Raw genomic sequence first — 12289 nt, 5'->3', positions numbered from 1 at the left:
TTGCTTCTTGCGCCTTCAAGACAAAGACTGCACCCCTGCCGATAGATGCGGGTTTTGGCTGCGGGGCTCTGGATAGGTGGGAAACTCTCGGTCAATAGCGTAAACGGCTCAATTCCCGTCGCAGTCAGGATCGGGATGACAGGATTTGAACCTGCGGCCCTCTGCTCCCAAAGCAGATGCGCTACCAAGCTGCGCTACATCCCGGCTTAGCTTTTGTGATTATGCCAGATCCCCGCCTCTGATGCACACCCAAGCAGGGATCCCTCGCTCAAGGCAACAAGGGAAACAAACATTTGTCCAGGTCAGGACTTGAGCATCTTGGCCGGCATGACAATGAGGGTATTCCCCTGTCGCTCCACCACGTAGAGCTCCTGCCCGGCTTGGATTTCCAGGTTGGGAATGCTGCACTTGGCGTTCCAGGTGGAACCCAGATAAGAAACCCGCCCCCGTTCGCCTGGGGGAATGGGGGTGATTGCCCGCGCCTCGCGAGATTCCTCTACCTGAACCGATCCATGGGGCACCAGACGGCGGCTGAGGATAATCAACACCACCGATGCCCCAATCCAGCTGGCAAATTGTACCCAGATCGGCAGCCCCAAATAAGCCAAAAGCCCCGCCAAGAGCGCCGCCAGCCCCACCGAGCCGGCAACCAATTCTGGCAAAAACAATTCGGCAGAAATGAGGACTAACCCAATGATGATCCAAGGCCAAACCATAGAATCCAGGGATCCCACCTAACTCAGTATGGCTCAAAAGTATGGCTCAAAACCCCTGGATCCTCAGCAGGGATCCCTTGTCCTTAGGGAGACTGGTTGGGGCCTACCCGCCCAAGCGGTAGTTCTCCAAAAACTGCAGGGGATCCATCTCCTCCTGAGGGGAGCTTTTGGGCAGGTTCTTGGATTCGGCAATCCGCATCAAGGTCTCCCAGTCGGTGCTCATGACAAAGGCCACGGCTTGGCGAGCCGCCTCTCGGTGGGGGCAGTCCTCTCCCAAGACACAGCCATCTCGACAGAGGGTGGCGCAATCGTGCGCAGTGCTCCTGGGATCCGGGCCAGCCATGATGTCTTCCTCTCGGTGGGTTTCACGTTTTCTTTAGGATACCTGAAGAGAATCTTGCGCTTGCAGGAGATTTTGGGCAGCGCGGGTAGCTTAGATGAGGAAATGAGGCGACAAGACCTGTTCAAGCGCAGAGGAGCCTTATGGAGTTTTCGCAATTGCAAGCGCTGGTGGATCGAGCGCTGGAAGACAAAAAGCTCACCCGCACAGAGGTGGATCAAATCGTCAACGCCATCCGGGCCGACGGCAAAATCTCCCCCGAAGAGATAGGCTTGCTGGAGTCCATTCGCGAAATGGTGCTCCGTCGGGAGATTCAGGTGGTGGAAACGGCAGATTGAGGGGCAGGGATCCCCTGTTGCAAGTAGAGGGTGACTTCGCTGCGATTGTGAAACAGGTGGCGGGCTCTCACCAGGGGGAAGGCACTACCCAAAATCTCCAGACTTTGCCGCAGCACCCGCAGGCGGTGTTGGTGGGGTAGCTTCAGGGTCATCACAGCTCTCCCCTGTGGCTCCAGATGGGGAGCAAAAGCCACCATCAGGTGGGCGGAAGCCGGGCCATCCATGCGCATGTCGTTGAGGATCAGGTGAAACCGGCCTGGGCCACGGGCCAAGTAGGCTTGGGCGCTGAGGCGATGGTGGCAGATCCCCGGATCTTGGCTGAGGCGCTCGTCCAAGTCCGCCGGATCCACTGCCGTGACCTGCTGGCCATATAGGCGCAAAATGCGCGACCATCCCCCCGGTGCTGCCCCCAGATCCAGAGCCTGTCCCCCCGGCACCAAGGGAATCTGAAACACCTGGATGGCCTCCAGCAGCTTAAACTCGGAGCGGCTGATCTGCTCTGGATCCCGCCGAAAGCGATGGATCCCACCGGCCCAGTTGGAGAGGTTCTGGGCAGCCAAGGATAGGCCCAGCCAAGCGCGAATGCCCATCGGTTGAGCCAGGATCACCACCGAGATTACCTGCTGTGGGTCTTTGACCTCCAGGGGGGATCCCACCGCTGCCATCACCTGTTCGGCCAGGGTTTCATTGACCTGGAAGGGCTTGAGAGCCGGCTCTCCAAACAGGCGCGTCTGAACCGAAAAGCTGAGGGCGGGGTCAATGGCTGCCAACATTTCCCCATCAAGGCGCAATTCAACTAAGGATCCCTCGGCCAGCCGCCGTTCTTGGTGAATGGGGCAGATGTGGCGTAAAAAAATGGGCGGGTCAGCTTGCCAAGCCTCAGCCAGGTCAGCAAATGAGCGTTGGCTGCATACCCACACCAAGCCAGGTGCTTCCTTTAGCCGCTGCACGGCAGCCTCTGGATCCGCAGCTTCTATCTCCCGGATCGCCAAATCCAGAAAATCTGGGTCAGCACTGCCCAGCCATGTATGGGTATCAGGGGGGAGAGGATTGCTCAACGGGCTCGCTGCCAACGCAGGTAGGGTAAAGAAGCGGCTACTTGCTGAATCTGGGCTTGGGCGGCCAGCAGTTGTCCTGTGGCGTCCCAGGTGCCCTGCACCAGCATTTGCCAGGCTCCCTGGGGGATCTCCACAGCAGCGGTATTTGCCTCCCAGCGCACCTGTTTGTTGGGCAGATCCAGCGTCAACTGGAGCTGGGGATCCTCGGCCACCGCCTTCTGCAGAGCTTGAATCACAGCCGGGGGTGCCGTGACACAAGGGATCCCTAGGGCCAAGCAGTTGCCGAAGAAAATCTCGGCAAAGCTTTCACCGATGAGAGCGCGGATCCCCCATTTGGCCAGCGCTTGGGGGGCATGCTCCCGGCTGGAGCCACAGCCAAAATTGGCATTGACCACGAGGATCTGGGCTCCCTGGTACTGAGGCTGATCGAAGGGGTGTTGGCCGGGATCCTGGGCGCGGTCGTCGGCAAACACGTGCTGGCCCAAGCCGTCGAAGGTGACGCACTTCAAAAAGCGGGCCGGGATAATCCGATCGGTGTCGATGTCGTTGCCCAGCAGGGGGATCCCTCGGCCTGTGATGGTCAAAACTTCGCTTGGCATGGGAACTTGATGAATTCTCCCAGAGAGGACTTCAGGGTATCGCAACGTTCGGCAAAACCCTGCCCAACGGCAAAGGAAAGCCGGCAAAAGGGGAAGGCTCAGCTCGGCTACCGGCGGTAAACCTGATTCTCCAAATTGCGCACCTGCCGCTCCAGCCGATCCAGCCGCCCCCGCAGCTCGTCCATTTCCGATTGGCGGGGCACGCCCAGATCCTGCAGGACGTTGCGCACCTGCCGCTGAACGTAGGATTCAAAGTTACTCTGCTCGGCCTTCACCTGGTTGAGCAGGTTGTTGATGACATTGGATGCCTCTTCTGGGTTGAGCTGCCCCTTCTGCACCAAGTCGTCGGCAGCCTTTCTCAACTGTTCTGCCAGCAGAGTGGTTGTGCCCACGCCCATTAGCAAGAGCTGACGTAAGATACTGTTGTTGTCCAATGCTGCCCTCCAGAGGACACTTCGCGAACGGTACGGGCCTCCATGACTACCCATTTTCCTCAGTTTGCCCTCAACTTCGCAACCGGCTCGGCCAGTTTCTCCCTTTCGCCAGAGGTGGCACAACAATGGCACAAGGCCCTGCAAATCCTCTTGGAGCGGCTCAAGGTTCGCTCGGGCAGCTCCCGGCAGCAGCCTCAGGATCCGGTTGAGTTTCATCATTCTGCTGCCGACTTCTCTTTGGAGATGTTCTGCAACCCCAACATCTGGGCTGGCCCCCACGCAGCCAAGGTCTTGGTTACTGTGAAAACGGAAGGGCTGCGCTTTTCCACTGAGGTGGAGTTCTCTCGCCTTCAAGAAGACCTCAGCCAGTATCTGGAGTCCCTAACATGAGCGAAGATGCCCATGCTGCGGGAGAGGAGCCCGCGGCCATTACGGTGACGCAACTGCTGGACGAGCCGCCAGAGGGGATCCCCGGCCAATTGGAAGTGGTTGCCCTCACTTGGCACGACCGCCAGCGATCCCGGCAACGGCTGGTGAGCGATCGGGGCACCGAGATCCAGTTGATGCTGCCTCGGGGCACCCATCTTCACGATGGGGATCTGCTCTATGCGGATGCGCAGCGACACATTCGGGTCAGAGCCCAACCCGAACCGGTGCTCTTGATTCAACCTGAAAACCCCATCCAGATGGGCCAGGTGATTCATCAACTGGGCAATTGGCACCGCCCGGCCCACGTTTCCCTCCAAGGACAGATCCTGGCGCTGGCCGATGATCCCCTGCAGGACTGGCTGGCCCACATGGGGATCCCGTTTCGGTTGGAGATGGCTGTCTTCGAGCCCAACCTGTTGGCCCACAGCCATTAACCTGAGCCTTTGCGAGCGCAAACCCGTCCCTCCGACTCATGGCCTAGGCTCCAGCCTCTGCTTCTCGGGTTGCCAACCGCGCTGCAAACTCTCGGTGTTCCTCCGACTCAATTCCCCTTTGCAGCACACCCAACACCTGCTGCATGTTGCCCGTCAGCAGCGCGTCCACGGCTAACCACAACCCCGGAAACACCCGACTGTACAAAACGCCCAACTCATTGGGCTGTTGCTGCACGTACTCTCCATTCTGGAAGACATACCAGCGAAAGGCTTGCTCTTGGGTTAGCCAGACCAGATATTCCCGCACGCCGTTGCGCCGGTAGGCCCGCAGCTTATCATGCAGGTCGTAGGAAGCTGTGCTGGCGGCAATCTCCACAATCAGCTCCGGTGCACCCTCAATGTAGTCATCCTCGCTAATGCGGGACTGTCCCCCACAAGATTCGTGCATCCGCAATATGGCATCTGGCTGCGGCTCATTGTCCAAGTCCAGGCGAACGGTTGGATTGCCCGCCGACTCAACCCCCGGCGTTGCTGCTTCATAAACTCCCAGCCAGGCCATGATGTGGCTGTGTGGTCTGCCATGTCGGCGATATCTGAGGGGAGATGCCACGTAAACAATTCCCTCAATCAGCTCGGCTTTTTTGAGCTGAGGCATGGCTTGATAGCGCCGTTCAAACTCATCGCGGGTGAGACGATCGCCGCTTTCTAAGATGGGCAGTTCACGGAAGGAAGGGCTACTGACGCTCATGACCAGCTCTCTTACCAGCAGTCGCGACAGTGTTGCGGAGCAATATCGATGACTCCATCCGGGTTGGCTGGTAAGTCCATCATAGAGGGGCTGCTCTGTCGCGACAGCGTTGTGGAGCAACAATGGGCCATAGATGGGACGGGATCCCTTTCTATTCGACCCATTGAGCAGTCATCATCAGGTGTCCAAGTTCTCGATCCGAACCGGCTCAAGAGGTTCTGCCAGCGGAAACCCCAACACCTGGGCATAAAAGTAAAGCTCTGCCTCCAAAGCCCGTTTGATGTTGGCCGCCTGGCGAAAGCCGTGTTGCTCTCCCTCGAAGGGCACATAGGCCACTGGGATCCCTTTGGCCCGTAGGGCTGCCACCATCCTCTCCGCCTGATTGGGGGGCACGATGGCGTCTTCCAACCCTTGGAAGAAGATAACCGGACAATTGAGGCCCTCCAGGTGATGAATGGGGGAACGCTCCCGGTAGAGATCCCGTCGCTCTGGGTAGGGGCCAATAAGGCTGTCCAAGTAGCGAGACTCGAACTTGTGGGTCTCCTGGGCCAGGGCTTCCAGATCGCTCACCCCGTAGTAGCTGGCACCTGCTCGGAAGACCCTGTGGAAGGTCAAGGCCGCCAACGTGGTATAGCCGCCAGCGCTGCCCCCTTGAATGAGCAGCCGTTCCCCATCCACCTTGCCCTGTTCTGCCAAAAATTGAGCTCCGGCAATGCAATCTTCCACATCCACCAGGCCCCACCGGCCTTTGAGGGCATCCCGATAGGCCCGTCCGTAGCCGCTGCTGCCCCGGTAGTTCACATCCAAAACGGCAATCCCCCGACTGGTCCAGTATTGGATCCCTAGGTTGAGCACCGCTGCCGTCGCTCCGGTGGGCCCGCCGTGGCTTTTCACCAGCAGGGGTGGCTTTTCGCCAGCAGGGGCAACAAAGTCTCGGTTTTTGGGGGGATAGAAGAAGGCGTAGGCCACTTCCTTGCCGCCACCGGTGGGAAAAACAATGGGCTCTGGGATCGACAGATAGTCGGGATCCACCGCCACGCTGCTGGAACGGGCCACCACCTCCACTTGGCTGGAGGGTAAGTCTAGGCAGACCAAGGCAGTGGCTTCCGTCGGGGATCCGACCAGGAAAGCGGCTTTTTCCCCACTTACCTGCAGATTGTGGATCTCGGTGTAGGGCAAAGGGATCTCTTCCTGTTGCCCCGACTGGGGATCCAGGTAGGCCAAATGGCACAGACCCCCCTGTTGGTAGCAGGCCAGAATGCGCCCATCCCCAGCAAAGCCGTAGGTGCTCAGGCCAAACACCCACTGCGGCTCTCCAAACTCCGCTTCCATAGGGCAGAGGGGAATGGGGCCCTGGGGATCCCAGCGATAGAGGTTCCACCAGCCGCTGCAATCGGAAACAAAGTAGAGATCCCCCTCCGGTGACCACTGGGGCTGGAAGATCGACTCGGCAGGGCCACCGGCCAGCTTTTGAGGTTCTCCCAAGCTGCCGTCAGGGTTCACCTCAGACCGCCACAGCTCTGTGCCGTCCCAGGGCATTTGGGGGTGATCCCAGGTCAGCCATACCAAGGTCTGGCCGTCTGGACTGAGGCGCGGGCTGGCGTAGAAGTCGTGCCCAGAAGCCAAAATCTGCTGGGATCCGCTTTCCAAGTCAATCGAGACAAGGCTGTTTTCCGGCTCTCCCTGGCGGCTGTGATCTTCCCGCACACAGAGGATGCGTCCACGCGCCCGATCCACCACCCCGTCGGCGTAGCGATAGGGGCCTGCTTCCGTCAGGGGCTGGGGATCCGAACCCGGCAGCAGGCGGTAGAGCCGTTGGTCAGCGAAGTTGCAAAAATACACTACCCCTGCCGACACCCAATAAGCTCCACCCCCATACTCATGCACCCGTGTCCGCACATTGAAAGGTGCCGGTGTCAGCTCCACCAGGATCCCGTCGGCAGAGCGCCGCATCAACACATTGCGCCCTTTTTCTTGCGGGCGGCCCTCCGTCCAGTAGAGATCCCCCTGATCCCAAACCATCTGTCCCAAGCGCAGGGATCCCGTCACCACCAGGTCAGCGGTAATCGGGGATCGCCAAGATCCATAGCCGGCCTGTTGCACCATAAGCTATTAACTCTCAACTAATTCTCGACCCCAGAACCCCTATTATGCCGGCAGCAAGGGATCCCTGCCTCTGCCTACAGCCTGTGGGGAAAGGGCTCGGATTCTGGGAAAAGGTATCCCGCGATACAATTCTCTCCGGGCTGAATGGGTTTGATGGAACACGTTAAGGCAACAGGGATGCACAACGCTTTCTCGACTGCAGGATTAGCCTTTCCCCTGTTGACGTTGGGAAGGCATTCGGTGAAAGCCTCAGCCGACTGCAGTTGGGCAAATTTAACACATGGGCGAGGTGATGAGCTAGGTGCTTCCCCCCGTTGGCCGGGCTGCTGCAACAACTGGACTTCTTAATACCCTTTGCACTCACTTCGTTTCGGAGATCACCGATGGCTCTATCATTTAATCGTCGTCAAGTGCTGAAAATGGGCGCTCTGGCCGGAGCCGGGGCTGCCCTGGGGCCGCAGATCTGGGTGAAGCGGTCTGTGCCCGCCTACGCCCAGGGAGAGACCATTCGCGTTGGCATTTTGCACTCCCTCAGCGGCACCATGGCCATTTCGGAAACCAGCGTGGTGGATGCGGAAAAGCTGGCTATCAAAGAGATCAATGCCGCCGGTGGGGTTTTGGGCAAGCAGATCGAGCCGATTATCGAGGACGGGGCTTCCGATTGGCCAACCTTTGCCGAGAAAGCCACCAAATTGATCGATGTGGACAAGGTGGCAACGGTGTTTGGATGCTGGACTTCGGCCAGTCGCAAAGCCGTGTTGCCGGTGTTTGAATCCAAGCAGCACCTGCTCTGGTATCCCGTGCAGTACGAAGGACAAGAGTGCTCCAAAAACATCTTCTACACCGGCGCTGCCCCCAACCAGCAGATCGAGCCTTCCGTGGAATGGCTGCTCAACAATAAAGGTAAAGAGTTCTTCCTGGTGGGATCCGACTATGTGTTCCCCCGCACGGCCAACACCATCATCAAGGCCCAGTTGGAAGCCCTGGGGGGCAAAGTGGTGGGTGAAGACTATCTGCCTTTGGGCAACACAGAAGTTACCCCCATCATCAGCAAGATCCGGGCCGCTCTTCCCAATGGCGGTGTGATCTACAACAGCTTGAACGGCGACAGCAACGTGGCCTTTTTCAAACAACTGGAAGGGGCAGGGCTGGGGCCAGATCGTTATCCTTCCATGTCCGTCAGCATTGCCGAAGAAGAGGTGCAGGCCATTGGCCCCGAATTTTTGGAAGGGCACTTCGCCGCCTGGAACTACTTTATGACGGTGGATACGCCTGCCAACAAGAAGTTTGTGGAGGCTTTCAAGGCAGAATACGGCCAAAACCGCGTCACCAACGACCCGATGGAAGCCGCCTACATCATGGTTTACATCTGGAAGCAGGCAGTGGAAAAAGCGGGAACAGTGGAAATCGACGCCGTGCGGCAGGCAGCCTATGGCCAGACCTTTGATGCCCCAGAAGGCTTGGTAACCATGAACACCAATCACCACCTGACCAAGTATGTGCGGATCGGCCAGGTGCGCTCTGACGGTTTGTTTGATGTCATCTTTTCTACGGATGCCGTGGAGCCGCAGCCCTGGAACCAGTTTGTGGCAGAGACCAAGGGCTTTGCCTGCGATTGGTCAGATCCGGCCAAGGGCGGTCGCTACAAAGTCAGCTAGTCCTGGCCAGGGCTGGGATCCCTTGCCGTTTGGATAGGGTCGGGGATCCCGCCTAGATGCTCGGTTAGCCTCCCTAGTTTAGTTGGAAGGAGGATCCCCTGCCGATGACCTTGCTCTTGGATAGCTTGTTTAACGGCCTTAGCATCGGCACCGTCTTGCTGATAGCCGCTCTGGGCTTAGCCATTGTTTTCGGCCTCATGGGGGTCATCAACATGGCCCATGGGGAGCTGATGATGTTGGGGGCCTACACCACTTTTGTGGTTCAAAATGCCTTTCGTCCCCTAGGGGATCCCTGGCGGGATCTGTATATCTTCCCGGCTTTGGTGGCAGCCTTTGCCGTCACTGCTCTGGTAGGGCTGGCCTTGGAGCGGGGGGTGATCCGCTTTTTGTATGGCCGACCCTTGGAGACCCTTTTGGCCACCTGGGGCGTGAGCCTGATCCTGCAGCAGTTTGTGCGCAGCGTCAATTGGGTGCTGGCTTTCCGCTTGGGGGCCTTCGCGGTGCTCTTTTTTGGCGGCTGGTGGCTCTTGGCCAGGCGAACGGATTGGCCGCGCCTCAAAGGGTGGACACTGGCGCTGCTGTTGGTGCTCTCCACGGCCATTGCATCGGTGGGGGGGCGGGTGCTGGCGCAAACCTGTGCTTTGGCGGTTACCCAGCCTTGGTTCGGCGCCCAGAACAAAGACGTGACGGCTCCCCGGTGGCTGGGGGGTGGGATCCCGGTGGGCAGCCTGTTTTTGCCCAATACCCGCCTGTTTATCATCGCCCTCACTGTCTTCTGCATCCTAGGGCTGTACTTCTTCTTGCAGCGCACCCGCTGGGGGCTGCGCATCCGGGCGGTTACCCAGAATCGGGCCATGAGTGCCTGTGTAGGGATCCCCACGCAAAAGGTGGATGCCCTTACCTTTGCCATCGGTTCGGGTCTGGCGGGAGTAGCCGGCGTGGCGGTCAGCCTGCTGGGATCCGTGGGGCCGAACACCGGCCAGAACTACATCGTGGATACCTTTATGGTGGTCGTCGTGGGGGGTGTTGGTAAGCTCTTAGGCAGTATTGTGGCGGCGCTTGGGATCGGGATTGCCAACTTTGTCATCGGTTCCGGGACGCTGGCTTTGATTTTTCCCAACGTGCCCATCCTGACCGATACCCTCAACTTTTTTGCCACCACGAGCATGGCCAAGGTGATGGTCTTTGCTTTGATCGTGGCCTTTTTGCAGGTGCGACCTCGGGGCCTTTTCCCCGAAAAAGGTCGTATGGTGGATGCCTAGGGAATGATCTCGCTTGGCGAAAACTCTAGGACCAGACTCTCCATCTTCTACTCCCTCACAAAGCCCATGAAACTGGTTCATTCCCCCCGTGCTGATCATGAAGTGGCTGCTCCCGCCGCGGGTGGGGATCCCAATTCTTCTCGCAAGCTTCTGTGGGAGGCCGGGATCCTCATCGTTTTGGTGCTGGCCTTGATCTTTGTGGCCCCAACTGTGCTGTCTGGCTTTCGGCTCAACTTGTTGGGGCGGTTTCTGGCCCTCAGCATTGTAGCTTTGGGGATCGACCTCATCTGGGGCTATACCGGCATGCTCAGCCTGGGGCATGGGGTGTTCTTCGCCTTGGGGGGCTACGCTCTGGGGATGCACCTGAAATTGCAATTGCCGGAAGGTCAGATACCGGAGTTTTTCAGCCTCTATGGGGTAACGGAATTGCCCTGGTTTTGGTACCCCTTTTATTCGTTTCCGTTCACGGTTGTTGCTGTTGTCTTGATCCCGGCTTTGGTGGCAGCAGCCCTGGGATATTTGGTGGTGAGAAATCGCATTCGAGGGGTTTATTTCTCCATTCTAACTCAGGCCATCACGATTATTTTCTTTAACTTCTTCAACGGCCAACAGCGCTTAATTAATGGCACCAACGGCCTGACCAACTTCCAGACTTTGTTTGGCCTGGATGTCAACTCGTCCGAGATGCGCTTCGCTGTCTATGTCACTACAGTTCTGGCGGTGGTTTTGGCTTACCTTCTCTGTCGTTGGCTGACCAGCGGCCTATTCGGTCGGATCCTGGTAGCCATTCGAGATGACGAGCCGCGGGTTCGTTTTTCCGGCTACGATCCCACCGGCTTTAAAGTTCTGGTGTTTGCCGTGTCTGCTGCCCTGGCGGGTGTTGCCGGAGCTTTGTTTACCTTGCAAACTGGGATCATCTCTCCCAATGCGATGGCCGTTCCCTTTTCCATTGAGATGGTAATCTGGGTGGCGGTGGGCGGTCGGGCCAGTTTGGTGGGGGCGGTGCTGGGGGCTCTGTTGGTTAACTTTGCCAAGAGCTTGCTGAGCGAAAATTTTCCCGAAATTTGGTTGTTTTTCCAAGGGGGATTGTTCCTGCTGGTGGTGCTGGTGTTGCCGGATGGACTGGTGGGTTGGGTGCGCACCCAAGGCAGGCAGCTTTGGGTCACTGTCCAGCTTTGGCGCAGGCGCTTGGCAGATACTTCCCCAGCTTAAATCTGGCTTTCTGTCGATGTGCATCATACGCAAGGTGCAAGTTCAGAGTAAAAGGATCCCAGATCTGATGGGTAAGCCAGCGATGCCAAGTGTCCTCTCTTATTTATTTGATGGGTTGAGTTTGATGGGTTGAGAACCCTGTTCGCCCTCTGCCCTTTCCGTTCTTGGATGTGATCCCCATGCTTACTGCAGCTCCCACCGCCACCCGACAAATTTTACAAACCCAGGATCTCACCGTCAGCTTCGACGGCTTTAAGGCTTTAGATGGGTTGAACTTCTCTCTGGAGGAAGGGGAGCTGCGGGTGGTCATCGGTCCCAATGGGGCGGGTAAGACTACATTTCTCGATGTGCTGACGGGCAAGGTTAAGCCCACCCGAGGATGGGTGCTGTTCAAAGGAAAGGATCTGGCCAAGCTCAAGGAACACGAGATCTCGATTTTGGGTGTTGGGCGCAAGTTTCAGACGCCGCGGGTCTATCAAAACTTGAGCGTGCGAGAAAACTTGGAGCTATCCCTCAACCCTGACAAAAGGGTTTTTTCCACCCTATTGGGCAAAAAGCATCTGCGAGAAAAAACGGATGCTCTTTTGGAAACCATTGGCCTCAGCCGTAAGGATCGGGTTCCGGCAGGGCTGCTTTCCCACGGAGAAAAGCAATGGCTGGAGATCGGCATGGTGATTGCTCAAGATCCGGATTTGCTGCTGCTGGATGAATGCGTGGCCGGGATGACGGACAAAGAAACAGAAGCTACAGGAGAGTTAATTCAATCCTTAGCCCAAAGCCACACCATTTTGGTGATCGAACATGACATGGTGTTTGTACGACAAATTGCCCGCAAGGTTACCGTTTTACACCAAGGCTCGGTGCTGTGCGAAGGTACCTTTGAGGATGTGAAAAACGACCCGCGAGTGATTGAGGTCTATCTCGGATCCCACAAGGGGAAAAACTAAGCAAAGAG

Annotated in this window: 14 protein-coding genes and 1 tRNA gene; 7 read left to right on the top strand and 8 right to left on the bottom strand. The window is 57.8% G+C overall.

Features of this window, described 5'->3' with window-relative positions:
• Window positions 1–130: 130 nt before the first annotated feature.
• The 3 genes from ACVWXZ_RS05655 to ACVWXZ_RS05645 form a co-directional block, all read right to left on the bottom strand.
• Window positions 131–204: transfer RNA gene (locus ACVWXZ_RS05655), tRNA-Pro, on the bottom strand.
• Between the two features lie 98 nt (window positions 205–302).
• Window positions 303–716 (bottom strand): NfeD family protein, encoded by a 414-nt coding sequence (locus ACVWXZ_RS05650; RefSeq protein ID WP_414346738.1) that lies wholly within the window; start codon window positions 714–716, stop codon window positions 303–305.
• 103 nt (window positions 717–819) lie between these two features.
• A complete protein-coding gene (locus tag ACVWXZ_RS05645; RefSeq protein ID WP_011433611.1) occupies window positions 820–1059 on the bottom strand; it encodes a hypothetical protein in 240 nt (79 codons plus the stop codon).
• A 140-nt stretch (window positions 1060–1199) separates the two neighbouring features.
• On the opposite strand from ACVWXZ_RS05645, the gene ACVWXZ_RS05640 reads away from it, so the two are divergent.
• Window positions 1200–1394 (top strand): hypothetical protein, encoded by a 195-nt coding sequence (locus ACVWXZ_RS05640; RefSeq protein WP_457403921.1) that lies wholly within the window; start codon window positions 1200–1202, stop codon window positions 1392–1394.
• Here ACVWXZ_RS05640 and ACVWXZ_RS05635 read toward each other — a convergent pair.
• The 3 genes from ACVWXZ_RS05635 to ACVWXZ_RS05625 form a co-directional block, all read right to left on the bottom strand.
• Window positions 1370–2452, bottom strand: coding sequence for an SAM-dependent methyltransferase (locus ACVWXZ_RS05635; RefSeq protein WP_457403922.1), 1083 nt, complete (start codon window positions 2450–2452; stop codon window positions 1370–1372). The two genes, ACVWXZ_RS05640 and ACVWXZ_RS05635, sit on opposite strands and share 25 nt — an antisense overlap.
• Window positions 2449–3051, bottom strand: coding sequence for a 3-isopropylmalate dehydratase small subunit (gene leuD, locus ACVWXZ_RS05630; RefSeq protein ID WP_457403924.1), 603 nt, complete (start codon window positions 3049–3051; stop codon window positions 2449–2451). The genes ACVWXZ_RS05635 and leuD overlap by 4 nt, the downstream gene beginning before the upstream one ends.
• Window positions 3052–3158: 107 nt before the next feature.
• Window positions 3159–3485: a phasin family protein gene (locus ACVWXZ_RS05625; RefSeq protein WP_011433607.1), complete on the bottom strand. Its 327-nt coding sequence runs from the start codon at window positions 3483–3485 to the stop codon at window positions 3159–3161.
• Between the two features lie 42 nt (window positions 3486–3527).
• Between ACVWXZ_RS05625 and ACVWXZ_RS05620 the strand changes: the two genes are divergently transcribed.
• Window positions 3528–3875, top strand: a complete 348-nt coding sequence (locus ACVWXZ_RS05620; protein ID WP_457403925.1) for a hypothetical protein — start codon at window positions 3528–3530, stop codon at window positions 3873–3875.
• Entirely contained in the window at window positions 3872–4348 is a 477-nt protein-coding gene (locus ACVWXZ_RS05615; RefSeq protein ID WP_457403927.1) for an urease accessory protein UreE, read from the top strand. The genes ACVWXZ_RS05620 and ACVWXZ_RS05615 overlap by 4 nt, the downstream gene beginning before the upstream one ends.
• Before the next feature lie 43 nt (window positions 4349–4391).
• Here the strand turns inward: ACVWXZ_RS05615 and ACVWXZ_RS05610 are convergent, their stop codons facing one another.
• Together ACVWXZ_RS05610 and ACVWXZ_RS05605 are read right to left on the bottom strand one after the other, a co-directional pair.
• Window positions 4392–5096: a Uma2 family endonuclease gene (locus ACVWXZ_RS05610; protein WP_041436634.1), complete on the bottom strand. Its 705-nt coding sequence runs from the start codon at window positions 5094–5096 to the stop codon at window positions 4392–4394.
• Between the two features lie 177 nt (window positions 5097–5273).
• The gene (locus tag ACVWXZ_RS05605) at window positions 5274–7202 is read right to left on the bottom strand and encodes a S9 family peptidase (protein WP_457482266.1); all 1929 of its coding nucleotides are present in this window, start codon (window positions 7200–7202) and stop codon (window positions 5274–5276) included.
• 383 nt (window positions 7203–7585) lie between these two features.
• Between ACVWXZ_RS05605 and urtA the strand changes: the two genes are divergently transcribed.
• From urtA to urtD, 4 genes are all read left to right on the top strand, one after another.
• On the top strand, window positions 7586–8860 hold the full coding sequence (gene urtA, locus ACVWXZ_RS05600; protein ID WP_457403929.1) for an urea ABC transporter substrate-binding protein: 1275 nt from the start codon (window positions 7586–7588) through the stop codon (window positions 8858–8860).
• Window positions 8861–8964: 104 nt separating this feature from the next.
• A complete protein-coding gene (gene urtB / locus ACVWXZ_RS05595) occupies window positions 8965–10122 on the top strand; it encodes an urea ABC transporter permease subunit UrtB (RefSeq protein WP_457403930.1) in 1158 nt (385 codons plus the stop codon).
• A gap of 3 nt (window positions 10123–10125) precedes the next feature.
• Window positions 10126–11334: an urea ABC transporter permease subunit UrtC gene (gene urtC, locus ACVWXZ_RS05590; protein ID WP_457403931.1), complete on the top strand. Its 1209-nt coding sequence runs from the start codon at window positions 10126–10128 to the stop codon at window positions 11332–11334.
• A 179-nt stretch (window positions 11335–11513) separates the two neighbouring features.
• On the top strand, window positions 11514–12281 hold the full coding sequence (gene urtD / locus ACVWXZ_RS05585; RefSeq protein ID WP_457403932.1) for an urea ABC transporter ATP-binding protein UrtD: 768 nt from the start codon (window positions 11514–11516) through the stop codon (window positions 12279–12281).
• The last annotated feature ends 8 nt before the right edge of the window (window positions 12282–12289 follow it).

The organism is Thermostichus sp. MS-CIW-38 (assembly GCF_054058415.1).
Note: the sequence above shows the minus strand (reverse complement) of the source record. Positions and strands in the feature narration are given on the sequence as shown.